At 73.9% G+C, this 25,597-nt stretch carries 19 protein-coding genes; 12 read left to right on the top strand and 7 right to left on the bottom strand.

Annotated elements, in window-relative coordinates:
• Positions 1–8: 8 nt before the first annotated feature.
• The gene (locus OG500_RS03870) at positions 9–962 is read right to left on the bottom strand and encodes a sensor histidine kinase (RefSeq protein ID WP_329576542.1); all 954 of its coding nucleotides are present in this window, start codon (positions 960–962) and stop codon (positions 9–11) included.
• Positions 963–1,381: 419 nt separating this feature from the next.
• Between OG500_RS03870 and OG500_RS03865 the strand changes: the two genes are divergently transcribed.
• Both OG500_RS03865 and OG500_RS03860 read left to right on the top strand, forming a co-directional pair.
• On the top strand, positions 1,382–2,290 hold the full coding sequence (locus tag OG500_RS03865; protein WP_327064938.1) for a SigB/SigF/SigG family RNA polymerase sigma factor: 909 nt from the start codon (positions 1,382–1,384) through the stop codon (positions 2,288–2,290).
• A 104-nt stretch (positions 2,291–2,394) separates the two neighbouring features.
• Positions 2,395–4,821, top strand: a complete 2,427-nt coding sequence (locus OG500_RS03860; RefSeq protein ID WP_329576539.1) for a SpoIIE family protein phosphatase — start codon at positions 2,395–2,397, stop codon at positions 4,819–4,821.
• 29 nt (positions 4,822–4,850) lie between these two features.
• Here OG500_RS03860 and OG500_RS03855 read toward each other — a convergent pair whose 3' ends face one another.
• Entirely contained in the window at positions 4,851–7,148 is a 2,298-nt protein-coding gene (locus tag OG500_RS03855) for a SpoIIE family protein phosphatase (protein WP_329576537.1), read from the bottom strand.
• 303 nt (positions 7,149–7,451) lie between these two features.
• On the opposite strand from OG500_RS03855, the gene OG500_RS03850 reads away from it, so the two are divergent.
• The 3 genes from OG500_RS03850 to OG500_RS03840 all read left to right on the top strand — a co-directional run bounded on the left by OG500_RS03850 (position 7,452) and on the right by OG500_RS03840 (position 9,539).
• Positions 7,452–8,510 carry an iron-containing redox enzyme family protein gene (locus tag OG500_RS03850; protein WP_329576535.1) on the top strand — a complete coding sequence of 353 codons (1,059 nt, stop codon included), beginning with the start codon at positions 7,452–7,454 and terminating at the stop codon, positions 8,508–8,510.
• Between the two features lie 122 nt (positions 8,511–8,632).
• The gene (locus tag OG500_RS03845; RefSeq protein ID WP_327064934.1) at positions 8,633–9,286 is read left to right on the top strand and encodes a HemK2/MTQ2 family protein methyltransferase; all 654 of its coding nucleotides are present in this window, start codon (positions 8,633–8,635) and stop codon (positions 9,284–9,286) included.
• Positions 9,270–9,539, top strand: coding sequence for a CDGSH iron-sulfur domain-containing protein (locus OG500_RS03840; protein ID WP_329576532.1), 270 nt, complete (start codon positions 9,270–9,272; stop codon positions 9,537–9,539). The genes OG500_RS03845 and OG500_RS03840 overlap by 17 nt, the downstream gene beginning before the upstream one ends.
• A gap of 45 nt (positions 9,540–9,584) precedes the next feature.
• Here the strand turns inward: OG500_RS03840 and OG500_RS03835 are convergent, their stop codons facing one another.
• Both OG500_RS03835 and OG500_RS03830 read right to left on the bottom strand, forming a co-directional pair.
• Positions 9,585–9,908 (bottom strand): plasmid stabilization protein, encoded by a 324-nt coding sequence (locus OG500_RS03835; protein WP_327064932.1) that lies wholly within the window; start codon positions 9,906–9,908, stop codon positions 9,585–9,587.
• Between the two features lie 72 nt (positions 9,909–9,980).
• A complete protein-coding gene (locus OG500_RS03830; protein ID WP_327064931.1) occupies positions 9,981–10,148 on the bottom strand; it encodes a hydrophobic protein in 168 nt (55 codons plus the stop codon).
• Positions 10,149–10,350: 202 nt separating this feature from the next.
• Here OG500_RS03830 and OG500_RS03825 point away from each other — a divergent pair, with 202 nt between their 5' ends.
• Positions 10,351–11,295, top strand: a complete 945-nt coding sequence (locus tag OG500_RS03825; RefSeq protein ID WP_327064930.1) for a YihY/virulence factor BrkB family protein — start codon at positions 10,351–10,353, stop codon at positions 11,293–11,295.
• A gap of 49 nt (positions 11,296–11,344) precedes the next feature.
• Here OG500_RS03825 and OG500_RS03820 read toward each other — a convergent pair whose 3' ends face one another.
• The 3 genes from OG500_RS03820 to OG500_RS03810 all read right to left on the bottom strand — a co-directional run bounded on the left by OG500_RS03820 (position 11,345) and on the right by OG500_RS03810 (position 14,087).
• Positions 11,345–12,055: a TetR/AcrR family transcriptional regulator gene (locus tag OG500_RS03820; protein ID WP_327064929.1), complete on the bottom strand. Its 711-nt coding sequence runs from the start codon at positions 12,053–12,055 to the stop codon at positions 11,345–11,347.
• A 185-nt stretch (positions 12,056–12,240) separates the two neighbouring features.
• Entirely contained in the window at positions 12,241–12,924 is a 684-nt protein-coding gene (locus OG500_RS03815) for a response regulator transcription factor (RefSeq protein ID WP_329576524.1), read from the bottom strand.
• Positions 12,921–14,087 (bottom strand): sensor histidine kinase, encoded by a 1,167-nt coding sequence (locus OG500_RS03810; protein ID WP_329587399.1) that lies wholly within the window; start codon positions 14,085–14,087, stop codon positions 12,921–12,923. Before OG500_RS03810 ends, OG500_RS03815 begins: the two co-directional genes overlap by 4 nt.
• Before the next feature lie 181 nt (positions 14,088–14,268).
• On the opposite strand from OG500_RS03810, the gene OG500_RS03805 reads away from it, so the two are divergent.
• The 6 genes from OG500_RS03805 (at position 14,269) to OG500_RS03780 (ending at position 25,563) form a co-directional block, all read left to right on the top strand.
• The gene (locus OG500_RS03805) at positions 14,269–15,021 is read left to right on the top strand and encodes an ABC transporter ATP-binding protein (RefSeq protein ID WP_329587397.1); all 753 of its coding nucleotides are present in this window, start codon (positions 14,269–14,271) and stop codon (positions 15,019–15,021) included.
• 145 nt (positions 15,022–15,166) lie between these two features.
• A complete protein-coding gene (locus tag OG500_RS03800) occupies positions 15,167–17,512 on the top strand; it encodes an ABC transporter permease (protein WP_329576521.1) in 2,346 nt (781 codons plus the stop codon).
• A 152-nt stretch (positions 17,513–17,664) separates the two neighbouring features.
• Entirely contained in the window at positions 17,665–21,951 is a 4,287-nt protein-coding gene (locus OG500_RS03795; RefSeq protein ID WP_327064925.1) for a hybrid sensor histidine kinase/response regulator, read from the top strand.
• A 126-nt stretch (positions 21,952–22,077) separates the two neighbouring features.
• On the top strand, positions 22,078–24,495 hold the full coding sequence (locus OG500_RS03790) for a SpoIIE family protein phosphatase (protein ID WP_329587394.1): 2,418 nt from the start codon (positions 22,078–22,080) through the stop codon (positions 24,493–24,495).
• Positions 24,496–24,609: 114 nt separating this feature from the next.
• On the top strand, positions 24,610–25,014 hold the full coding sequence (locus OG500_RS03785; protein WP_327064922.1) for an STAS domain-containing protein: 405 nt from the start codon (positions 24,610–24,612) through the stop codon (positions 25,012–25,014).
• Positions 25,015–25,110: 96 nt separating this feature from the next.
• A complete protein-coding gene (locus OG500_RS03780; protein WP_327064921.1) occupies positions 25,111–25,563 on the top strand; it encodes an ATP-binding protein in 453 nt (150 codons plus the stop codon).
• The last annotated feature ends 34 nt before the right edge of the window (positions 25,564–25,597 follow it).

Below are 25,597 nucleotides of genomic sequence, written 5' to 3'. Positions count from 1 at the left end.
CGCGGCGGTCAGGCGCAGACGTGCAGGCGCAGGGTCAGGCCGGTCGGCGTGGCGCGGATCTCGACGAGGTCGCAGAGCTGGTGGATCATCCACAGGCCCCGGCCGCCGTTGCCGGAGGTGAGCGAGGGGCGGCTGCGGCCGGCCAGTGGGTCGCTCAGCTGCCCGGCGTCGTGGATCTCGGCCACGGCGGCGCCGTCGCCACGGGTCCACAGGCGCAGCACTCCGCTCCCGCCGCCGTGGGCGACCGAGTTGGCGACGGCCTCGCCGATCGCGAGCACGAGGTCGTCCCGGCGCGCGGGCCGCAGCGCCGTGCTCCGGGCCCAGCTGTCGGCCCGGTGCCGCACGGCGGCCAACTCGCCACCGCTGTAGGCCACTCGCATCACCCCGCCGGGCGCCGGTTCGGGCAGCGGCTGGTCGCAGTCGGCACAGACCACGGCCGGGTCGGTGTAGTGCGGGCTCGGGAGGTCCGTGCCGTCCTCGATGACGGTCGGGTGGGTGCGGCGGGCGTCGCCGACGACGGCCGCCGGCAGCGCGGTGAGGTCGTAGGGGCACAGGACGGTTGCGCCGCGCCGGGCGAAGGCGGTGTTGATCAGGGCTTCGTGCCGGGTGGCTTCGAGGATCTCCGCGCGGCTGCGGCCCGCCCAGATCGGCTCGCCGACGATCCGCACCGGCCGGTCGGGATGGCGGTCGGCGAAGCCCTGCAGCGCGGCCAGGATCCGTCCGGGATTGCGCCCCAGGACGGACATGTCGGCGAACTCGACCTCCGCGGCAACGTCGCCCAGAGCCGAGCGCAGCGCCGCCACCCGTAGGCCGGGGACGGCGATGAAGCAGGGCTCCGCGGCTTCCAGGGCGCGGCGCGCGAAGTCGCCGACAGCGCGGAGGTAGCCCTCGGTGGTCCGGTAGAACAGGGCCGGATGCACAAAGGGTCCGGTGGCCGGCCGGGCGGCCACGCTCTCGTTCACGCCGTCATCTCCACGACCCTGTGCTCATGACCTTGATCCTACAAGAGGCCTGGTACGGGGACTGGTTGACGGCGCCGGTGCCGCGCCGGCCGCGCTCACCGGTGCGACCGGCCCTGCCTCGTCGCAACAGCGGTACCACTCCAGCCCGGCCCTGCGCATCGCACCCTCCCGTTTCGGCGCACGTCTGCCCGCGCCCCGCGCCGCCACACCCGCGGTCCGGCGAGGAGATGTGCGGGTGCGGTGCCGGGGTGATCGCCCCAGGGTTCAAGCCCGGTCACCCGGGTAGGGGTTCCAAGACGGCGCGGCACGTCCGCGGCGTCTCCCATCGCCTGAAGCAGCCGGGCGGAGGTTCCCGTCCCCCCGGGTCATGGTCGTCGTCGACCGGCCCACCGGGGGAGCGACTCCGTCACGCCCAGGAGATGAGGACCGTGCCGGTCCAGGCACCGCTCCATTCCCGCACCACGCCCAGCACGCCCACCGTGTCGACGGCGAGCAGCGATCACGCCGCGGGCGAATCGCCGCTGCCCATCCGCCCCACCCGCCGGGAGCTGCGGGCGATGGGCAAGACCGAGGCCCGCGGGCTGAGCGATTCCCTCTTCCGCCGGCTGGCGGCGCTCACGCCGGGGACGGCCGACTACAGCTACGTGCGCGGCACGGTCATCGAACTGAACATGCCGCTGGTCCGCTTCGTCGCCACGAGGTTCCGGCACCGCTGCGAGGAGTTCCAGGACCTCGTCCAGGTCGGCACCGTCGGTCTGATCAAGGCGGTGGACGGCTACGACCTCGACCGTGGCGTCGAGTTCCCGACCTACGCGATCCCCACCATCTCCGGCGAGATGAAGCGCTACTTCCGGGACACCTCCTGGCCGGTGCGGGTGCCGCGCAGTGTGCAGGAGCTCTACCTGGCGGTGATCCGCGGCTCGGACCAGCTGGAGCAGCGGTTGGGCCGTGCGCCGCGGGTCGAGGAGATCGCCGAGTCGCTGGGCCTCGACGAGTGCGAGGTCCTGGCCGGTCAGGCAGCCGCCCTGGTGAGCCGGACGGACTCGCTGGACGCGCTGCACGAGGGCGACGACGACCCCTTCGGCAGCTCGCTGCTCGACCGGATCGGCGTCCTGGACCAACGCCTGGACCTGGTCGAGTTCCGGATCGCGGTCCGCCCGCTGCTGGCCCGTCTGCCGCAGCGCGAGCGCACCATCCTGCTGCTCCGCTTCTGGGGCGACTGCACGCAGAGCGAGATCGCCCAGCGGCTGGGCATCTCCCAGATGCACGTCTCCCGCCTGCTCGCCGCCACCCTGGGCGGCCTGCGCGAGCAGCTCACGCAGGGGTAGCGGAGTTCCACGCGGGCCTTCCTGCTGGACCACGCTCGGCAGGATTCGCCGGGCCCACCCGTCCTACGCTGAGACCTGTCGAAACCCGATCGGTGGAGGCGGCGATGGACCGGGCCGAAGCGGAACTGCGCGAGGTCGTCGACCGTCTGCGGCAGGAGGTGACCGGGCTGCGCCGGGCGATGCGGACCCGGGCGGTCATCGAGCAGGCCAAGGGCCTGCTGGTGGAGCGGCTCGGCGTCTCGCCGCAGGAGGCCTTCGACTGGCTCTCCGACCACTCGCAGCAGAGCAATCGCAAGGTGGCGGAGCTGGCCGCCGAGCTGCTCGGCCAGGCTGCCCCGGGCCCGCCCACCGGGCCGCAGCCAGCCGGGCCGCAGCCGGTCGAGCCGCAGTCGACCGGCCACCGACCGCCCGCGGACCCACCGGCCGGGCCCCCACCGGCCGGCTCCCCACTGCCTGCGGACCCACCGCCCGCGGGCCCATCGGCGCAGCCGCCCGCCCCCGCACCGGCCCGCCGACGGCAGCTGGACGCCACCGGCGCGGCCCGCTACCACCTGGCGGCCGCGGCCCTCGCCGCCGCCACCGACGAGCGGCAGCTGGCCCGCGCGGTCGGCGAGGTGGCGGTCGCACCGCTGGGGGCGAGCGCGGTGGTGCTGGCGGTGACCGAGCCGGACGGCGCGCTGCGCCTGGTGGCCGGGCACGGCCTGACCTCGCGGCGGGCCGGCCAGTGGCGCCGGATCCCGCCGGCCACCACGGTGCCGATGGCCCGGGCCCTGCGCGAGCCCGGCCCGGTGTGGGCCGGGCCCGGCGACGACCCGGTGATCCCGGGGGCCTCGGTCTGCGCGCTGGCGCTGCGTGCCGGCGACCGGGCGATCGGTGTGCTCGGCATCGGCTGGCCGGAGCACTTCCGGTCCGGGCCCGACACCGAGCGGTACCTGCGCGCCGTCGCCCAGCTCTGCGCCGACGAGCTGGCGCGCTGCGCCGCGGGCCGCCCCGCAGACGTCGCCGGCCCGGGGGAGCGGTGGTCACGGACGGTGCTCGACTCCCTCACCGCACCGGCCCTGCTGCTGACGCCGCTGCGGGCGGCGGACGGGCGGGTGGTCGACTTCGGGGTGGCCCATGCCAACCCGGCCACCGTGGACCTGGCCGGTCGCACGGCGGCCGAGCTGGCCGGGGGCCGGCTCACCGAGCTGTACCCCGGCCTGATCACCAGCGGCGCGCTGGCCGGGCTGCTGCGGGCCCACAGCAGGGGCGAACCGTACGAGCAGGAGCTCGACCCCCTGGTCGAGGTGGTCGACGGCACGCCGCACGCCAGCAGCCTGACCCTGCGGGCGATGCCGCTGCCGAACGGGCTGCTGCTCACCTGGCGCTCGTACGACGCCCAGCGCCGGGCGGAGCGGCAGCTGGCGCAGGCCTGGGAGTTCGCGCGGCTGGGCACCTGGCACTGGCACGCCGGTGACACCGCGCTGGCCTGCTCCGCAGGCTTCGCGGACGCAGTGCTCGGCCGGCCCGGCGGCGCACCCCTGAAGGCGTCCGAGATCGAGGAGGCGGTGCTGGAGGGCGACCGGCCGGCCCTGCGGCAGGCGGCGCGGCGACTGCTCGACAGGTGCGGCAAGGCCGAGCTGGACCTGCGGATCCGCCGACCGGACGGCGGGCTGCGCGAACTGCGGGTGGCGGCGGAGAGCAACGGGGGCGGCGCTGCCCCGGTCACCGAGGTGCACGGCGTGGCCCAGGACGTCACCGCCCAGCGGGCGGCCGAGCGGGACTCGGCCGCGGACCGCGCGGAACTGGCCGAGCGGCGCCGCCGGTCGGTGGCCGAGCACCGGGTGATCCGCGCCCTGCAGCACGTCCTGCTCGCGGCGCCGCGCGCCCCGGCCGTGCCGGGCCTGGAGTACGCGGCCCGCTACCTGCCGGCCGAGCAGGAGACCAAGGTGGGCGGCGACTGGTACGACCTGTTCGCGCTCCCGGACGGCAGCGCACTGGTGGTGGTCGGGGACGTCTCGGGACACGGCCTGCCCGCCGCCGCGGGGATGGGTCAGCTGCGTTACGCACTGCGCGGGCTGGCCTGCACCGGCGCGGCGCCCGGGGCCCTGCTCGCGCTGCTCAACCGGATGATGCTGCAGCAGCGCTTCGACTACGTCGCCACCGCCGTCTGCGGCCGGCTCGACCCGGCGGCCCGCACCTTCACCTGGGCCCGGGCCGGCCACCCGCCGCCGCTGCTGCTGGCCGGCGACGGCAGCGCGCGCTTCGACGCGGCGCCCACCGGGCTGCTGCTGGGCGCGGTGCCCGAGGCCGAGTACGGCGCGACGACGCTGGAACTGCCCCCGGGTGCCACCCTGTTGCTCTACACCGACGGCCTGGTGGAGCGGCCCGACCGGCACCCCGGCAGCGGCGCCGCGCGACTGCGCGAGGCGGCGTCGGAGTACCCGGGAACCTCCCTCGACGGCTGCCTCGACCACATCCTGCGCCGCTTGGAGGCGCCCAACCCGCGCGACGACAGCTGCCTGCTCGGGGTGCGGCTGACCACCGGCTGACCACCGGCCGACCTGGAGCCCCGCCCGCCTCACCGGATCCGCAGCGCGATCAGGCTGGTGTCGTCCTCGGTGTCTCCGGTGGCCTGGGCGAGCAGCCGGTCGGCCAGGTCGCCGAGCTCGTTCCCGGCGAGGTCCTGTGCGGCCCGGCCCAGCAGGGCGAGGCTCTGCCGCAGGTCGGCGCCCCGCCGCTCGACCAGCCCGTCGGTGTAGAGCACGAGCGTGTCCTGGGCGCGCAGCGTGGTGCTGGTCTCGCGGTAGGCGACGTCCGCGGCGGCACCGAGCAGCACGTTGCGGTCCGACTCCAGCAGCCGGGCCCGGCCCTCGCGCAGCAGCAGCGGTGGCAGGTGGCCGGCGCTCGACCAGGTCAGCCGCCGGGTGCCGGGCTCGAAGATCGCGCAGAGCGCGGTCGCGGTGAGGTGCCCGCCGGTGCGCAGGGTCAGCTCGTTGAGCCAGTGCAGCAGGCGCGCGGGCGACTCGCCGGTCACCGCCAGCCCGCGCAGCGCGTTGCGCAGCGCGACCATGCCGGTGGCCGCCTCGATGCCGTGGCCCGCGAGGTCCCCGACCGCGACCATCACCCGGTCCCCGGGCAGCGGCAGCACGTCGTACCAGTCGCCGCCCACCCGGTACTCCTGGGCGGCGGGCCGGTAGCGGGCGGCCACCTCCAGTCCGGGCAGCCGCTGCGGCTCCGGCATCTCCGGCACGATCGCCCGCTGCATTTGCAGCGCGAGCCGGTGGCGGGTGTCGGCCTGTTCCTGGACGTCGGTGAGCCGGTCGAAGGTCGCCGCCAGTGCCGCCTCGGTGTGGTACTGGCCGGTCACGTCCTGGAAGATCCCGGTGATCCCGGTCAGCGTGCCGTGGGTGAGCAGCGGCTCCGCCACGATCTGCACCCGGCGCACGCCGCCCTGCGCCCGCCGGGCGCGGACCACCAGCTTCACCTCGTCCTGGCGGCGGATCAACCGGGTGATCGCCGTGGTCAGTTCGTCCGCGTCGGCCGGATCCACGAGCCGAGCGAGTCCGCTCAGCGGGACCGGGTCGGCGTCCTCGGGCAGGCCGAAGAAGGTGAACGCGTGCTCGCTCCACCGGCTCGTCCCGGTGGTCAGGTCGTCCTCGAAGGCGCCCAGGCCGCCCAGGCCGCCCGCCACCCGCAGCACCGAGAAGCTGTGCTCCAGGGTGCCGGAGTGCCACAGGACGGCGGCGTGCTCCGGGCCCACCGGCAGCACCCGCACGTTGACCAGGGTGCCCGGCTCGCCGGGGTGGTGCTCGGCCGGCACCTGGGGCGCGGTCTGCGGGGTCTGGTTCTCCAGTGCGCGCTCCAGCAGCTCGGAGAGCGGCACGTGGGCGTAGGGCAGCGCCTGCTCCAGCGCGCTGGGGGCACAACCGGAGCAGATCCGCCGGGCGGTGCGGTTCGCGTGCTCCACCACCGGGCCCGCGCCCGCGGCGGGCCGGTGCAGCAGGATCGCCGGGTGGGCCAGCAGGTCGAGCAGCGAGGTCAGCACCGGGCGGGGCAGTTGCGCGCTGGTGCGGAACTCCGCCCGGCGCTCCCGGGCGGCGAGCACGTGGGCGGCGACCTCGACCAGCGAGGCGAGCTGCCCCCGCACCTCCCCATCCAGCCTGGTCGGCCCCGGCCAGCAGACCGCGGCGACGCCCACCGGCAGCCCCTGCTCGCCGTGCAGCGGCAGCACCGCCCGGGCGGCGTGCCGGTCCGGGCCGGGCAGGCGCTGGCCGGCGGCGGGGCCGTCGGCCAGCCACAGCGCGGTGCCGGTGGCGAACGCCCGTCGCAGCGGCCCGTCCCACAGCGGGGACACCAGCTGCCAGTGCGCCCGCTCCAGCCGGCTGTGCCCGGCACCGCCCACCAGCTCCAGACAGTCCGACGCCACCTGGCGCCAGACCAGCACCCCACAGGCACCCAGCGGTGCCAGACCGTCGCGCAGCAGGGCCTCGGCCAGCTCGTCCAGGTCCTCCCCGGCAACTGCGTCCGCTGCGGCCTCCGACCCCTCCCGGGCGTCCGGGCCGTCCCCGGCGTCGGCCTCCTCGGCAGCCTGCGGCAGCGCGGGCTCCCGGGCCGCGGCGGCGCCGACCGGGGGGCTGTCCGAGCCGTGCAGCAGGTCGGCGGCCACCTCCTCGGGCCGCTGCCCGGTGGCCTCGGCGACGGCCGCCAGCTGCTCCAGCGCCTCCGCCGGAGCCAGGCCCAGCCGGGCCATCAGCAGACCGGTGGCGAGGTCGAGCTGCTGCTGCCGGGTCCTGCGCTCCCGCGGGCCCCGCAGCTCGTCGGTGGGGCGGGTGACCGGGCCGGCCGGCTCCGCGCCGTCCTCCGGTTCGCTCGTCATCGCTCTCCTGACGTCGGGGCCGAAAGCTGGGGGACATCCGTCCCGGACGCCGTGGACGCGGCCGCTCCGCTCCCGCACCCTCCCGTCCGAGCCTCGCTCCCGTCAAGGGCCACGGCAACGCAGCGGGCGCGAGGCCGGGGCGGGTTTCGGCGACGCCCGGGTGGGCAGCCGCCCCTGAGCGTCGGCGTGCGGGCGGCGTCGGTCCAGCAGGCGACATGACCACCGCACTGGTGCGTACCGCGCGTCGGCGGCAGTACCTGCTCTGCACCCCGGAACTCCGTCCCCGAGGCAGGTGACCGGCCCATGTCCACCACCCTCAGCGCCTTCACCGCTGCGCCCGCGCTGCCCACAGCCCGCGGTCCGCTCGGTGCGGCGCTGCTCGACACGCTGCGCCGGCCGCCGCGCACCGACAGCGTCCTGGCCGCCCCCGCGGGCCTCGACCCGTGGGGCGAGGACCTGCAGCTCGCCCTCTACACCTGCTACGAGCTGCACTACCTCGGTTTCGCCGGCGTGCATGCCGCCTGGGAGTGGCACCCGGCGCTGCTGGCCCTGCGCGCCCAGCTCGAACACGCGTTCCTCGGCGCGCTGTGCGAGGCCGTCGGCGACCCGCCACCGCTGGACCGGGCGCTGTCCGACCTGCTGGTCGAGCCGGCGGGGGCGGACGGGCCCTCGTACCGGCTGCTGGCCGACGGACAGCGCTGGCAGGCGCGCGAATTCCTGGTCCACCGCTCGCTCTACCACCTGAAGGAGGCCGACCCGCAGCTGTGGGTGGTGCCCCGGCTGCCGCACCCCGTCAAGGGCGCGCTGATGACGATCCAGTTCGACGAGTACGGCGCCGGGCGTCCCGAGCGGGCGCACGCCGTGCTGTTCGCCGAGATGATGGCGGACTTCGGCCTGGATCCGGCCTACGGACACTACCTGGACGCGGTCCCGGCGCCCGGCCTGGCGGCGGTCAACCTCCAGTCGATGTTCGGCCTGCACCGATCGCTGCGGGCCGCCCTGATCGGCCAGTTCGCCACTCTGGAGATCACCTCCTCACCGGGCGCGGCCCGGCTCGCCCAGGCCTTCGCCCAGCTCGGAGCCTCGCCCGCCGGGACGCTCTTCTACCGCGAGCACATCACCGCCGACGCGGTGCACGAACAGTTGGTCCGGCACACCGTGATCGCCCCGCTCGTCGCCGCGGAGCCCGAACTGGCGGCGGGGATCGCCTTCGGGATCGCCGCCACGGGGGCCGTCGAGGAGCGCCTGGGCGGGCACCTGCTCGGCTGCTGGAACGGGCGGCGCAGCTCCCTGCGCGTCCCGCTGGACGACGCGCCCGGCGCCACCGCCGGGGTCGACGGGGTCGACGGGGTGGCACGGTGACGGTCCGAGGATCCTCCGTCCTGCTGCGGGTATGCCGACCGCTGTTCCCACCGGCAGGCGCGGCCGTCGAATCCGCGCCGGATCCGACGGGTCGGCCTGCCGGATGTGGGCAGGCGCACGGCATGCTGCTGCTCACACCACCCGGTGTCTATCCGGCGCAAGGGGACACCGAGCTGCTGATCGAAACCCTGTGGCGACACCACCCGCCGGCCGGTTGCCGACTGCTGGACCTCGGCACCGGGAGCGGTGCGGTGGCGCTCGCGGCGGCCACGCTGGGTGCGGAGGTCACCGCGGTGGACCTCTCCCGGCTGGCGCTGGCCACGGCCTGGGCGAACGCCCGGCTGAACGGGCTGCGCATCCGGGTGCGCCGCGGTGACCTGGTCCGTCCGGTCGCCCGCGCCCGCTTCGACCTGATCGTCGCCAATCCCCCCTACGTACCCGCCCCGGAGCCGGCCGCCCCCAGGCGCGGCATCGCCCGCAGCTGGGACGCCGGGCCGGACGGCCGGCTGGTGCTGGACCGGATCTGCCGGCTGGCCCCGCGGCTGCTCGCCCCCGGCGGGATGCTGCTCGTCGTGCAGTCCTCGCTGGCCCGCCCCGACCGGACGCTGGCCGCTCTGCGGCGGGCCGGGCTCGACACGGCGGTGGTGGCCACCCGGCGACAGGCCTTCGGCCCGGTGATGACCGCCCGCGCCCGCTGGTTCGAGGCGAGCGGCGTGATCGGTGCGGATGAGCGGGAGGAGCTTCTGGTGGTGATCCGCGGTGTCCGCCCCGCGTGAGCGCGAGTCGCGCCTGGTGCGGCTGCCGGCCGGACGCGGGCCGATCCTGCTGGAGGGCCCGGTGGAGATCGTGCTGCCCGACGGACAGGCGGTGCGCTGCGACCGGCCGGTGGTCGCGCTCTGCACCTGCCACCGCAGCCAGTGCTACCCGCTCTGCGACACCAGCCACCGCCGGCACGGGAGAGCCGCGCCGGCGGTGACCGAGGAGCCGGCGGCCGAGCCGCCCCCGCGCCGGACGCGCGGGGACACCTAGGTGTTCTGTCCCGCCGGCCGCGTCCAACCTCACGGGACAGAACACCTAGCGGCCGAGCGCGTGGGCGAGTTCGCCCTTGCTCATCTTCGAGCGGCCCTTGATGTTCCGTTGCCTGGCCTCGTTGTAGAGCTGGTCCTTGGTCGGCCCCTGCGCGCCCGCGTGCGAGCGCAGGCCGCCGCGGCGGCCGGAGGAGATGTCGTGCAGCGAGGACCGGCTCGCCGTCCTCGACTCGCCGTGCCGGGCCCGCTCCTTGTTCACGGTGCGGGCCGCGATCTCCTCCGCGCGCGCGGTGCTCTCACCGCGGTCCAGCGCGCTCTCCTTGATGTGCTCGTACTGCCGTTCGCGCTTCGGGCTCGATCCGCGTGGCATGTCGGCCTCCTGTTCTGCCGTGTCCGCCGGCAGTGCGGGTTGTTCGAGGGGTGGGGCGGTCGGGACGCGGTCTCACCATCGGTACCAGCGCCCGCGGCTGCCGGAGCTGGTCGGGCTGCGGAAGACGAAGCCGAGCAGCCAGAGCACCAGGACCACGAGGGCGATCCACCACAGCACATGGACGGCGAACCCGAGGCCGCCGAGGACGAGGGCCAGGAGCAGAACGATCAGGAGAATCATGGGGTGTCACCTCCTCGGGAACGCGTCTGCCCAGGTCGCGCCGGGCTAACCCGACCGCGTGGCCCGAGCGGCCGATCCCGGCCGGCCGCTCGGCGCCCGGGGCGTTCACGCGCCGGTGTCGCGCCGGGCGGGATGAAGCGCCGGACAGCGGGTAACCGTTCGCCATGCGCATCAGGCATCCGGGTGGGCGACGATGAACGCTGTGGCACGAGTCCTGCACCGGGTCGACCGCCTGCAACGGCGGCACCGGGCGAGCGCGTTCGCCGTGGCGCTGGTCCGCAAGTTCGGTGACGACCGCGGCGGCCTGCTCAGCGCGCTGATCGCCTACTACGCGTTCACCGCCGTCTTCCCGCTGCTGCTGCTCTTCACCACCGGCCTGGGCTATGCGCTGCACGACAATCCCGGGGCGCAGCGGGCGGTCCTGAACTCCGCGCTGGGCGATTTCCCGATCATCGGCACCCAACTGCACCAGAACATCCACTCGCTGAGCGGCAGCGGGCTCGGCCTGGCGATCGGCCTGCTCGGGCTGTCGTACGGCGCGCTCGGTGTCGCGCAGGTGCTCCAGTTCGCGATGGCGCAGGTGTGGGCGGTGCCAGGGGTGCGGCGCCCGGGCTTCCTGCCCCGGCTGGGCCGCGGGGTGCTGCTGTTCGTCGTGCTGGCGGTCGGACTGCTGCTCAGCACCGGCGCCGCGGCGGTGCTGGGCGAGGTGACCGGCGGCTGGGCCGGCCGGGTGCTGGGCGTGCTGGCGTCGGTCGCCCTGAACATCGGCCTCTACCTGGGCTGCTTCCGGATCCTGACCCCGCGGGAGATCCCGCGGCGCTCGCTGCTCCCGGGGGCGCTGGCCGCCGGGCCGCTGTGGACCGCGCTCCAGCTGAGCGGCGGTCTGCTGGTGGCCCACCAACTGCGGCACACGACCGCGGTGTACGGCCTGTTCGGGACGGTGCTCGGCCTGCTCGCCTGGCTCTACCTGGGAGCCTGGATCACCATGTACGCCGCCGAGCTGAACGTGGTGCTGGCCCGGCGCCTGTGGCCGCGCAGCCTCTACCCGCCGCCGCTGACCGGCGCCGACCGCGCCGTCCTGGCGGCCATCGCCGAACAGGAGGAACGGCACCCGGAGCAACGGGTCCGCAGCTGGTTCCGCCGGTAGACCGCCTCGGCCGGAGAAGGGCTCAGCCTCCCGGCCGGAGAAGCAGAGGTCAGCCGCGCGCCAGGCCGTCGAGCATCAGCCCGATGGTGAAGTCGAAGCGTTCGTGGCCGGCCCCCGAGGTGAGTTCGGCGGCGTAGCGCTTGGTCTGCGGGAAGCTGTCGGGCAGGTCGGCGAACCGGTCGAGCAGGTCGGCCCGGCTGTCGGCCCACGCGCTGCCGGAGCGGCTGAGCAGCGAGATCTCCAGCGTGTAGGCGTTGATGTAGAGCGTCAGGGAATCGATGCCCCAGGCGGCGGTCTGCGGCGCGATGCCGCCCGCGAGCAGGATGGCGAGCATGCCCTCGGCCAGCCGCAGCGTGTCCTGGTTGGTGGGGACGGCGGCGAGCGCGGCGCGGGAGATGCCGGGGTAGCGCAGGTACTGGTCGCGGATCTGGGTGCACACGCCGGTGATCTGCTCCCGCCAGGCGGCGGGGTCCGGCTCGGGCAGGACGATCTCGGCGCACAGGCGGCCGATGAGCAGCTCGTCCAGGTCCTCCTTGTTGACCACGTGCGCGTACAGCGAGGCCGGCCCGGTCTCCAGGGCGGTGGCCACCCGCCGCATGGTCAGGGCCTCGTAGCCCTCCCGCGCCACGATGTCGAGCGCGGCCCCGACGACGGCGTCCACCGTGATCGGCGTCGTGCGCCGTCCCCGCGCCGGCGCCTTCGCCTCGGGGACGGGCTGGTGGTGCCGCGCCGCGCGGCGCTGCTGGGGAGTCGATACCATGCGCCGAGCATATCGCCTCGAACGAACCCTGTTCCGTGCCGACGAATCCCGCTCGCATCGGCGCGATCGCCGTTCCCCTGTCGAATGATCTTCGTGACTGTAGAACAGCGTTCGTTCGCTCGTGCCACCCCCACCGAGCTGCCGCTGTGCTCCGCGTGGTCGGCGATCGTTCTTCTCACCCTGCCCTACCGCCTGCCCGGCGTGAGTCCGTTCTCGAAGGCGATGATCGCCAGGTGGACGCGGTCCCGGGCCTCGAGCTTGGCGAACAGCCGCGCGACATGCGTCTTCGCCGTCGCCGCGCTGATCACCAACCGCTCGGCTATCTCACCGTTCGACAGTCCCTGTCCGACCAGTGCCAGCACTTCGCGCTCCCGGTCGGTGATCCCGGCGATGAGACATGAGTCCGCGGCGGGCTCGGTGTCCGGTGCGGGGGCCGCGGGGCCGGACGTTCCGGCGAAGTCCGCGATCAGCCGTCGGGTCACGCTCGGTGCGATCAACGCGTCGCCGGCCGCCACCACGCGGATCGCGTCCAGGATCGCGTCCAGGGCCATGCTCTTGAGCAGGAATCCGCTGGCGCCGGCGCGCAGAGCGCCGTAGACGTACTCGTCGTCGTCGAAGGTCGTCAGCACCAGCACCTTGGGCGGGTCCGGCTCGGCGGTCGCCTGCCGGGTCGCCTCGATCCCGTCCATGTCCGGCATCCGGATGTCCATCACCACGACGTCCGGCCGCAGCTCATGGACCAGGCGCACCGCCTCGCGGCCGTCGCCGGCCTCGCCGACCACCTCCAGGTCGGTGGTGCTGCCGATCAGGATCCCGAGCCCGACCAGCATCAGCGGCTGGTCGTCGACCAGCAGTACCCGCACGCTCATGCCGGGAGCCTCGCCGTCACCTGGAATCCGCCCTCCGGACGCCGGCCCGCGCTGAACTGGCCGGACAGCAGCGACACCCGCTCGCGCATGCCGAGCAGGCCGAAGCCGCTCCCGCCGGCCGCCGCCGAGGGCCTGGGACGGCCGGGCCCGCCGGGACCGTCGTCCCCGTCGTCCACCACCTCGATCGTCACTCCTGTCGGCTCGTATCCGACCGCGACCCGGCACGTGCGCGCCCCGGAGTGCCGCACCACGTTCGTCACCGACTCCTGGACGATCCGGAACGCCGACAGCTCGATCTCCGGCGGCAGCGGACGCCGCTCGCCCCGCCAGGCCACGTGGACCCGCACCCCGGCGTCGGCCGTGCTTTCGGCGAGCCGCGGGATATCGGCCAGGCTGCCGGCCGGCGCCAGCGGAGCGGCCCCCGGCATGGCGTCGTCGGGCTCGGCGCGGCGCAGCGCCCCGAGCATGCGCTGCAGCTCGAGCAGCGTCTGGCGGCTGGTGGTCTCGATGCCGGTCAGCGCCTGCCGCGTCTGCTCGGGCTTGGTGTCCACGACCCGCGCCGCCGCTCCCGACAGCACCGTGATGATCCCGATGCTGTGCGCGACGCTGTCGTGCAGTTCGCGGGCGATCCGCAGCCGTTCGGCCATGACGGCACGGGCCGCGGTCTGCTCGTGCAAGGCTCCGAGGTATTCACGGCGTTTGCGATACACCCCTCCGAAGACCCACGCGACCGCGAACAGGAACGCGAACTGCCCGGCCCACTGGGCCGCGTCGCCGAGGGTCTCCCCGGGGTAGACGTGGATGTTCTCGACGAACGCGGCCGCGACGGCCGCGACGGAGCCGACGGCGGCAGCCTTCGGCCGCCGGACGGCGAGGTGCCCACCCAGGACCGGGAGCAGGACGAACACGATCCAGGGCCGCACGCCGAAGAGGTCGCCGAGGATCGATTCGCCCAGGATCGCCGCGAAGACAGTCGCCGGCAGACGGCGCATCAGCAGAACCGGAAGGGCGAGCACGACGCACAGACCGATCAGCTGGAAGGGCCCGGGGCCGAAAAACCGGAACAGGCCGTCGTGGTCCGGATGAGCGATCGACAAGCAGAGCATCAGCGCGTAGAAGCAGGCGGTGGCCAGCACCACGGCCTGGTCCGTCAGCCAGGTCATGCGCTCCGATGTCGAGAGGCGCTGGAGAAGCTCTTCCATACGGAGATCGTATTCAGCGGCGTCGGCTCCGTGCGTCGCCCCGGGGATGTACGCGGGGTACACCCCCGGGCCGACGGCCTGGGGAACGGTGACACCCGCCGGCCGACGCGACGGATCACGCTCTGTTCGTAGGTTCGTGGCCATGACGAATGCGCCGATGATCGACGTCCGCGAGGCGACGAAGAAATACGATGACGGCCCGCCCGCGCTGGCCGGTGTGACCTTGTCCGTGGCGTCCGGTGATTGTGTGGCGATCCTCGGCCATTCCGGCAGTGGGAAGTCCACGCTGCTGAACCTGATCGCCGGTTTGGACAAGCCCTCCAGCGGCAGTGTCACCGTCGACGGCACGCGCGTCGACCAGCTCGGTGAGGCCGGATCGGCGAAGTACCGCCGGGCCTCGATCGGCATGATCTTCCAGTTCTTCCATCTGCTCGACGATCTGACCGTGTTGGACAACGTCATGGTTCCGGCGCAGCTGGCCGGGATGGGCAGGGGTGAGGCGAAGCGCCGGGCCGTCGAGCTGCTCGGCTCGCTGGGTATCGAGCGGCATGTCAAGGCTTGTCCGCAGCGGCTGTCCGGTGGTCAGCGGCAGCGGGTGGCGGTGGCCAGGGCTCTGATGAACAAGCCGCCGTTGTTGCTGGCCGACGAGCCCACCGGCGCGCTGGACTCGAGCTCGGCCGAGGACGTGCGCCGGCTGCTGCTGGACCTGAACGCCGAGGGCCAGACCATCGTGCTGGTGACCCACGACGTGCAGCTGGCCGCCACCACCGCGCACCGCACCATCGAGTTGGTGGACGGTGCGGTCGCGCGGGACGTCGTCAACAGCGGCAGCGGCAGCGGTGCCGGCCCGGCCGCCCACGCGCGGCTGACCCGTCCGGCGGGAGCGGTCGGATGACGCTGCGCAGGCCGCCGATGCCCCGGCGCCTCCTCGAGGCCGGATTCCACGCCATGGCCCGCATGCTGCCGGCGGTGAGCCGGTGAGCGCCCTTGGCAAGGTCGTACGCTCCGGCGTGGGCCGGCGTCGGGTCCAGTCCCTCGTCATGGCTCTGACGACGTTCACCGCGGTGATGTCATCAGTACTCTCCCTCGGCCTGCTGACCGCCGTTCAGGCCCCGTTCGAGCACGCGTTCACCACCCGGAACGGAGCGCACCTGGCGGTCCAGTTCGACAGCTCGAAGGTCACGGCCGCGCAGACCACCGCCACCGCGCACGCCGCCGGTGTCACCGAGGCGGCCGGGCCGTACCCGATCGCCGCCGCGTTGGACACGACCGTCGGCACCGACTGCCCCAGGACCGATTGGGCCGGTCACGACAACCATCCGATCACCGTCACCACCCGGCCCGACCTCGGTAGCACCTCCGGGATGGACCAACTGGTGCTGACCCAGGGGCGCTGGCCGACCGGCCCGGGCGAGATCGCCCTCCCGGCGAACAACTATGCCGACGCCTGCTTCGGCTCTTCGGTGGTGTTCTCCTCCCTAGCGGGCAAGCCGTCGTTCAAGGTTGTCGGCTTCGCCGACTCGGTGACCAACAGCGCGACCGGCTTCGCCACCGCCGACGGTTTCGCGCGGCTGGCCGCTGCCGGGGCCAAAACCGACGAGCAGATGCTCTACTGGTTCGCCAAGGCCGGGACCGATGCCGACATCGCCACCGACAAGCAGGCGGTGGCCGCCGCCGTGCCGGCCGGCGCGGTCGAGGACGGACAGTCGTACCTGACCGCGGAACAGCAGGCGACCGGCAACGCCAAGGCCTTCGTGCCGTTCCTGATCGCCTTCGGGATCCTCGGCCTGGTCCTGTCAGTCCTGATCATCGCGATCGTGGTCAGCGGCGCGGTGGCCTCGGGAATCCGGCGCATCGGGATTCTGAAGTCGTTGGGCTTCACCCCTTCGCAGGTGGCCCGCGCCTACACCGCGCAGGCCATGATCCCGGCGACACTCGGGGTGGTCCTCGGCACGATCTTCGGCAATCTCCTGGCCGTGCCGGTCCTGGGCCAGGCCGGCAAGCAGCTCGGCGCGGCCAGCGCCGCGATTCCGTTGTGGGTCAGCGCCGTGGTGTCGCTGGGCACCTTGCTCGTCGTCGGCGTCACGGCTTCGATCCCGGCGTTGCGGGCCGGCCGGATGCCGGCGGTGCAGGCTCTGGTGGTCGGCCGCGCCCCGAAGGCCGAGCGCGGTCGGACTGCGCAGCGTCTGGCCTCGCGGCTGCCGCTGCCCCGGGCCATGTCGCTGGGGCTGGCCCAGCCCTTCGCCCGGCCGGCCCGGGCCGTACTGGTCGGCGCGGCGGTGCTGCTCGGCACGGTCAGCGTCACCTTCGCGGTGGGGTTGGGGACCGCGTTCAGCAAGTACCAGGCCACGAGCATGAGTTCGGGCTTCAACGTCGCGTCGAAGCTCGTGATCCCGACAGCCGACGTGGGCGCGCCCTGGGATCTCTACGGCCCCGACGACCCGCGCCACCCCTACCTGGATGCCGCCAGGGTGGCCGCCGCGCTCGCCAAGGTCCCGGGCACGAAGGCCGCGTTCGGCTGGGGCGAAAGCGGCGCGACCATGGTCGGCGCGCCGATCGGCGGCGAACCGCCGGTCGTGTACTCGGTCAGCGGCGACTTCTCCTGGACGAACATGGAGCTGCTGTCCGGCCGCTGGTACTCGGCGCCCGGCGAGGCCGTGGTCGGCGACAAGCTGGCCGCGGCGGTGGGGATCCACGTCGGTGACAACCTCACCGTGGTGCAGCAGAACAAGCAACTGTCACTGAAGGTCGTCGGCATCAACTTCGACACCAACGCGGGCGACTACACGGCCATGACGGATGCGGCCACCTTCACCGCCGCAGGACTGACCCCGCACATCGACCAGTTCAACGTCGAGCTGGCCCCGGACGTCAACGGAACGGACTGGTCCGCCTCGGCCGCCGCCGCGCTGACCCCGCTGAACGCCTCGGTCCAGCCGAACTCGTCCAGCGTGAACCTCGTAGTGATCACCATGGGCGCCCTGGTGGCGACACTCACGCTGCTGCTGACCGCGGTCGCCGCGCTCGGGGTGCTGAGCACGGTGGTGCAGGACACCCGCGAGCGGGTCCACGATCTGGGGATCTTCAAGGCCCTCGGGATGACACCCAAGCAGACCATCGCGATGGTCCTGACCTCGGTGACACTCGCCGGCCTGATCGCCGGACTCATCGGGGTCCCGCTCGGGGTCGCGGTGGAGAAGGCGACACTGACCCCGATGGGGAACGCGATCGGCCGGCACCTGCCACCGAGCGTGACCCACGTCTACACCGCCGGGCTGCTCCTTCCGCTGCTGGCCGCCGGGGTCGTGATCGCCCTGCTCGGGGCACTGCTGCCGGCCGGCTGGGCGGCACGGTCCCGGACCGCCACCGCGCTGCGGACCGAGTAGGACCGAGCAGGCTGCTGCGCGTGCCGCTGCTGCCCAGGGCCTCCCGGCCCGCCCAGCACTGGTCCCGGCTCGGGCCCATCGGCGCCCGCTTCGGGCAAGGACTGCGATAGCCTCCCTGGCGGTACGTTCGCGGTCTCTGGAGGCGATGTTCGATGGCCGGCCCAACCCCGTCCACTGGTCCACGTGAGGACGGCGCCCAACCGGCGGCGGGCAACATCGGCGAGGCGGAACTGCGGCTGCTGCTCGCGGGGTTGACCGCGGTCCGGGACGGCGACTTCGGCACCAGGCTGCCCGCGGGCGCGGACGGGCTGCTCGGCGAGATCGCCGGCGTCTTCAACGGGATGGTCGACCAACTCTCGGTGTTCACCTCCGAGGTGACCCGGGTGGCGCGCGAAGTCGGCACCGAGGGGCGCCTGGGCGGCCAGGCCCGGGTGCCCGGCGTCTCGGGGACGTGGGAGGACCTCACCGACTCGGTCAACGCGATGGCCGGCAACCTCACCACCCAGGTGCGCGACATCGCCCAGGTGGCCACCGCGGTCGCCAAGGGCGACCTGTCGCAGAAGATCACCGTCGATGCCCGCGGCGAGATCCTGGAGCTGAAGAACACCGTCAACACGATGGTGGACCAGCTCAGTTCGTTCGCCGGCGAGGTGACCCGGATGGCCCGCGAAGTGGGCACCGAGGGCATCCTCGGCGGGCAGGCGGACGTCAAGGGCGTCTCGGGCACCTGGCGCGACCTCACCGACTCGGTGAACTTCATGGCGGGCAACCTGACCAGCCAGGTGCGGGCGATCGCCCAGGTGGCGACCGCGGTGGCCGAGGGCGACCTGTCGCAGAAGATCACGGTCGCGGCCCGCGGCGAGATCCTGGAGCTCAAGGACACCATCAACACCATGGTGGACCAGCTCAGTTCGTTCGCCGGCGAGGTGACGAGGGTGGCCCGCGAGGTGGGCACCGAGGGGCGCCTGGGCGGCCAGGCCGACGTCCGCGACGTCTCGGGGACCTGGCGCGACCTGACCGAGTCGGTCAACGTCATGGCGGACAACCTGACCGCGCAGGTCCGTTCGATCGCCGAGGTCACCACCGCGGTGGCCCAGGGCGACCTGACGCAGAAGATCCGGGTGGACGCGCGCGGCGAGATCCTGGAGCTGAAGGAGACCATCAACACGATGGTCGACCAACTCTCCGCCTTCGCCGACGAGGTGACGAGGGTGGCCCGCGAGGTCGGCACCGCCGGGAACCTGGGCGGCCAGGCCACCGTCCGCGGGGTCTCCGGCACGTGGAAGGACCTGACCGACAACGTCAACGTGATGGCCTCCAACCTCACCGGCCAGGTGCGGTCCATCGCCCAGGTGGCCACCGCCGTGGCCCGCGGCGACCTCTCCCAGAAGATCACCGTGGAGGCCAAGGGTGAAGTCGCCGCGCTGGCCGGGGTGATCAACACCATGGTGGACACCCTGTCGGCGTTCGCGGACGAGGTGACGAGGGTGGCCCGCGAGGTGGGCACCGAGGGCATCCTGGGCGGCCAGGCCCGGGTGCCCAACGTCGCTGGGACCTGGAAGGACCTCACCGACAACGTCAACTTCATGGCGCACAACCTGACCAGCCAGGTGCGCAACATCGCCCAGGTCACCACCTCGGTGGCCCGCGGCGACCTGACCCGCAAGATCGACGTGGATGCGCGCGGCGAGATCCTGGAGCTGAAGACCACCATCAACACCATGGTGGACCAGCTCAGTTCGTTCGCCGCCGAGGTCACCCGGGTGGCCCGCGAGGTCGGCAGCGAGGGCCGCCTGGGCGGTCAGGCCGAGGTCGAGGGCGTCTCCGGCACCTGGAAGCGGCTGACCGAGAACGTCAACGAGCTGGCCGGCAACCTCACCCGGCAGGTGCGCGCGATCGCCGAGGTGACCAGCGCGGTGGCGGCCGGGGACCTGACCCGCTCGATCACCGTGGACGCCTCCGGCGAGGTCGCCGACCTCAAGGACAACATCAACTTCATGGTGGAGTCGCTGCGCGAGACCACCCGCGCCAACGAGGACCAGGACTGGCTGAAGACCAACCTGGCCCGGCTCTCGGCGCTGATGCAGGGCCGCCGGGACCTCGCGGCCGTCGCCGAGGCGGTGATGGACGAGCTGACCCCGCTGGTCGCCGCCCAGTGCGGCGCCTTCTACCTCGCGGGGGAGAGCGGCGCAGGAGCCGTCCTGCAGCTCGTCGGCTCCTACGCCTACCCCGACGGATCGCGGCCGAGCAGCTTCCGCTTCGGCGAGTCCTTCGTCGGGCAGGCCGCCCGCAGCCGGCGGACCATCGCCGTGGACACCCTGCCGCCCGGCTACCTCGCCGCCTCCTCCGGCCTCGGCCGCACCGAGGCACTGTCGCTGGTCGTGCTGCCGATCATGGCCGAGGACCAGGTGCTGGGCGTCATCGAGCTGGCCTCGGTGCGGCCCTTCACTCCCGTGCATCGGGACTTCCTCGACCAGCTCATGGAGACGATCGGGGTGAACGTCAACACGATCATCGCCAACGCCCGCACCGACGAGCTGCTCGGCGAGTCCCAGCGACTGACCGCCGAACTCCAGGCCCGCTCGCAGGAGTTGCAGGCCCGCCAGGAGGAGTTGCAGGCCTCCAACGCCGAGTTGGAGGACAAGGCGGAGCTGCTGGCGGCGCAGAACCGGGACATCGAGACCAAGAACCTGGAGATCGAGCAGGCCCGCCAGGAGCTGGAGGACCGCGCCCACCAGCTGTCGGTCGCCTCCACCTACAAGTCGGAGTTCCTGGCCAACATGAGCCACGAGCTGCGCACCCCGCTCAACAGCCTGCTCATCCTGGCCCAGTTGCTCGCGCAGAACCCCACCCGGAACCTGACGGCCAAGCAGGTGGAGTACGCCGGCATCATCCACTCCGCCGGCTCCGACCTGCTCCAGCTGATCAACGACATCCTCGACCTGTCCAAGGTCGAGGCGGGCAAGATGGACCTCAACCTGGAGGCCGTCTCGCTGCGCCAGCTGCTCGACTACGCCGAGGCCACCTTCCGCCCGATGACCGGTCAGAAGAGCCTGGCCTTCGAGGTGCACACCGCCCAGGGCGTGCCCACCGAGCTGCTGACCGACGAGTACCGGCTGCGCCAGGTGCTGCGCAACCTGCTCTCCAACGCGGTCAAGTTCACCGAGAAGGGCCGGGTCGAGCTGCACATCGAGCTCGCCGACGGGGCGCGGGTGCCCGAGAGCGTGCGGCGCGGCGGCCAGGTGCTGGCCTTCCGGGTGGTGGACACCGGCATCGGCATCGCGCCGCAGCACCTGGAGACGGTGTTCGGCGCCTTCCAGCAGGCGGACGGCACCACCAGCCGCAAGTACGGCGGCACCGGCCTCGGCCTGTCGATCAGCCGGGAGATCGCCTACCTGCTCGGCGGCGCGATCGTGGCGGAGAGCACCCTGGGCAAGGGCAGCACCTTCACGCTCTTCCTGCCCACCGTCCGCCCGGCGGTTGTGCCCGCGCCCGACGAGAGCGGCGCGGGCGCACCCGCACCGCTCCCGGCCGCCGCCGGCGACGCGCCCGACCGGGCAGGCCGGCCGGCGCAGGCCACCGCCCTCGCCGCGCCCGCGCAGCCGCGCCGCCTGCTGGTCGTCGAGGCCCGGGCCAACGGCCTGCTGACCCTGGTGGCCGAGAACGCCCTCGCGGACCTGTCGCGCTCCGCGGAGCCGGGCGTGGAGATCATCACCACCGTCGGTGCCCAGGAAGCAGCCGCGACCCTGGCCACCAACCCGTGCCACTGCGTGGTCCTGGACCTCGACCTGCCCGACGGCGCCGCCCTCACGCTGCTCGGAGAGATGGACCGCGACCCGGCCCTGCACGCGGTGCCGGTCCTCGCGCACCGCAGCCGCGGGATCGCCGCGGACGACGAGCTGCTCGCCGGCGGCCCCGGCGGCCCCCGCCCGCTGGAGGTCCTCGCCAGCCTCGACGAGCTGCGCGAACGCGTCGCGCTGCACATGAGCGCCGATCGCCCCGGCGACCTCCTGCCGCTGGTGCGCCGTTCCGGGCCGGCCTGGCAGGCGGACACCGAGCCGGGCCTGGCCGACCGCACCGCCCTCGTGGTGGACGACGACGAGCGCAACCTCTACGCGATCACCGGGATCCTGGAGCTGTGCGGGATGCGGGTCCTGCAGGCCGAGAACGGCCGCGCCGCGCTGGAGGCGCTGGCCGCCCACCGCGAGATCGACGTGATCCTGATGGACGTGATGATGCCCGAGATGGACGGCTACACCGCGACCGCCGCGATCCGGGCCATGCCCGACCACGCGCACCTGCCGATCATCGCGGTCACCGCCAAGGCCATGCTCGGCGACCGGGAGAAGAGCCTGGCCTCCGGCGCCAGCGACTACATCACCAAGCCGGTCGACGCCGCCGAGCTGATCGCCCGGATCAAGGACCAGCTCGCGTCCTAGGCCCCGCTCCTGGACCAGCCGACCGTGGACCCTTCAAGGGAGAACGCCGTGCACCAGCCCCCCGACCCGGCCGCGGACAGCGGCGCGGCCCGCGTGTCCGGCGTCTCCGGCATCCCGAGGGTCGGGATGCAGCGGCACGGCGCCGCCTGCCAGGCGCGGGTCGCCGGCTCCGGCCCCGACCACGGGCCGGACGCCGGCGCGGTGAGCCGACTGGCCGTCACGGTGGAGCACCTGCGCCGGGAACTGGACCGGGCCCACGCCGGTGCCGCCGGCCGCTCGCTCGTCGAGGTCGCGGCCGGCGTGCTGATCGAGCGGCTGCGCTGCGGGCCCACCGAGGCGGTGGCGCAGCTGACCTCGCTGGCCGCCCAGGCGGGCGTCCCGCTGCTGGAGTTCGCGGCCGACCTGGTCAACCAGGCTTCCGCGGACCGGATCTCGGCGATCGCCCGCGACTTCGTCACCACCACCGCGGAGCGGGCCGATCCGGCGGCACTGCGGCTGCGCAGCGCCGAGGCCCGCACCCTGGCCGGGGCGGACACCGAGGCCGCGGCCCGTTCGATGCTGGAGCACGCGCTGCGCCCGCTCGGGGCGGTGGCCGTCGCCGTGTGGGCCGCCAACCCGGACCAGTCGCTCACCCTGGCGGGCAGCGCGGGCTTCGGCGAGGCGGAGGCGCACCGCTGGCGGCACGTGCCGCCGGGCGTCGCCACCCTGGCCCGGCGCGCGCTCGACGAGCGGGCCGCGGTCCAGTACGCCACGCCCGCCGAGGCGGTGCCGCCCTCGATCGGGCAGCACGAGCTGACCGGCGGGCGCCTGGCGGTGCCCGCGGGGATCGGCGGGCGCCTGATCGGCGTGCTGGAGATCTGCTGGTCGGGCCCGCTGCCGGCGCGCTCCCAGTCGCTGCAGCGCCAGTTCGAGGCGCTCGCGGGGCTCTGCGCCGCCACCTTGGAGACCTGGCCCGCCGACGAGGCATCGGCCGACGAGCCGGACCCGCACCTGGCGGACCTGCGACGGCTGACCGACGGCGTCCTCGACCCCTGCCTGATCCTCCAACTGGCGCCGGGCGGCGGGGAGGGCCTCGAATTCCTCATCCGGCACGTCAATCCGGCCTTCGTCGACTTCGCCGGGCGGCCCGCCGGCGCGGTCGCCGGCGCGCGCCTGCTGGAGGCCTACCCGCTCGCGGCCGAACCCGGCGGACTGGCCGAGAAGATCGAGCACGTCTTCGCCACCGGCGAGCCGTTCCGCACCAGGAGCATGCGGCTGGCCGCCACCGTCGACGGCGTCGCGCTGCACGCCCAGGCCCAGGTCAGCATCGGGCGCCACGGCAGCCAGGTGCTGGTCGTCTGGCGGCTGGACGAGGGCACGCCGCGGGTGGCCCGGCTGCTCCAGCACGCCCAGCGGCTCGGCCGGATCGGCGGCTTCGAGGAGAACCTGCGCACCCGTCAGATCGTCTGGAACGAGGCCGTCTTCGACCTGCACGGCCTGCCCCCGAGCGCCGCGCCGATCGCCGTGGAGCAGCTCGCCGACCACGCGCACCCCGACGACCGGCCCGCCATCGACCGCTTCCTGCGCACCTTGCTGCACCACCGGCGGCCCGCCTCCACCGCCTTCCGGCTGCACCGCCCCGACGGGGTCGCCCGGCACATCCGGGTGGTCGCCGAGCCCGTGCACGCCCCCGGAACCGGCCTGACCACCGTGCGCGGCGCCTACCAGGACATCTCCGCCCAGCACTGGACCGAGGTCGCCCTGGCCGCCACCCGCGACCAACTCGCCCAGAGCGAGCAGCAGTCCGCCGAACGCAGCCGGCTCGCCCTCCAGCTCCAGCACGCCATCATGCCGCCGGCCCGCGGCCCGTTGACCCTGCACGACCTGCTGGTGGCCGTGCGCTACCGCCCCGCGGAGAAGGGCCACCTGGTCGGCGGCGACTGGTACGACGCCCTGGCGCTGCCGACCGGCGAGATCCTGCTCTGCGTGGGCGACGTGGCCGGCCACGGCATCGAGGCCGCCACCGGCATGGTCGCGCTGCGCAATGCCCTGCGCGGGCTGGCCGCCACCGGCGCCGGTCCCGCCCAGCTGCTCACCTGGCTCAACAGCGTCACCCACCACCTGACCGACAACGTCACCGCGACCGCGGTCTGCGGCCTCTACGACCCGCTCACCCGCCGGCTGCGCTGGGCGCGGGCGGGCCACCTGCCCCCGGTGCTGCTGCGCGACGGGCACGCTCGGACGCTGCCCCAGCCGGGCGGGATCCTGCTCGGGGCCCTCGACCACGCGGACTACGCGGAGAACGAGCTGCGCCTGCAGGTGGGCGACACCCTGGTGATGTTCACCGACGGCCTGATCGAACGCCGCGACGAGTCCGTCCAGGCCTCGCTGACCAGCCTGCTCGCCGTGACCGAGAAGGCCGGCGCCCCCGGCGGCGACGGGCCCGGGGATCTCGAGGCGCACCTGGACCACCTGCTGCGCTACAGCGGCTCGGACACCGACGACGACACCTGCCTGGTGGGGGTGACGGTGCGCGAGGCGGCGCCGCTGCGCGAGGCGGCCTGAACGGGCAGGCATGAGATGCCCCGCAGCGGGTAGCGGAGAGCGGACCGGCCGCGGGCCGGTCATGTCGCACGGTGCGCAGGACCGTCAGGAAGTTCCGTGGAGGGGGCGACCACCATGCCAGGCCCGAACGATCCCATCACCACGCTGCTCGGCGGCACGGGTCAGGAGACCGGCGTGACCGTGGAGATCCGGCACCCGGACCCCACGGCGGCCGTCTGCGCCCTGGCGGGCGAACTCGACATCGAGTCGCTGGCCCCCGCGGTACGGGCACTCGACCGGTTGGTCGCGCAGTGTCCGCGCGTCCTGGTGGTCGACCTCGCGGGGGTGGGCTTCTGCGACTCCTCCGGTCTGAACCTGCTGCTGAAGGTCCGGATGGCCGCGGTGGCGGCGGGCACCGACTTCCGGCTCGCGGCGCCCTCCCCGACGGTGACGCGCCTGCTGGAACTGACCGGCGCCGACACCGTCTTCTCGCTCCACCCCACCGTCCGGGCCGCCCTCGCGGCCACCGCGCCGTGCTGACCGGGCGCCCGTCCGGCGGACGGCACGCATGATCCGGCCCCGGCCGGGCAGCCGTCCAGGCGAACCGAGCGCCGAGACCGAGAGGGATGCCCGCACATGACGACGAGCCGGGATGTCCTGCCGCGTGACCTGGTCCACCCGGGCCCCGTGCTGCCGCTCGGCGGCCAGCGCCGCAGCCTGCGACTGGCGGGCCTGCCGGGCCCGGCCGCCCGGGCCCGGGCGTTCACCGGCACGGCCCTCGCCGAGTGGTCGTGGCCCGCGCCCTACCTGGGTCAGGACATCGTCCTGCTGGTCACCGAACTCGTCGCCAACGCCGCCCGGCACGCCGGCGGCCCGCTGGAGATCGCGCTGGAGGCCAGCGAGACCCGCCTGCGGATCGAGGTCAGCGACGGCTCGAGGGCGCTGCCCGCCCTCCAGTACCCGCACCGCCCTGGGCTGCCCGGCGGCCACGGCCTGTTCATCGTCCAGCAGACCGCCGACCGCTGGGGCGTCGAGCGCCACGGCGCGGGCAAGACGGTCTGGGCCGAGATCGCCTCGCAGACGGTGTGACGGACGCCGGGGCGGGCGGGGGGCGTCACCCGGA

The sequence above is a fragment of the Kitasatospora sp. NBC_01250 genome (genome assembly GCF_036226465.1).
Classification (GTDB): Bacteria; Actinomycetota; Actinomycetes; order Streptomycetales; family Streptomycetaceae; genus Kitasatospora.
Note: the sequence above shows the minus strand (reverse complement) of the source record. Positions and strands in the feature narration are given on the sequence as shown.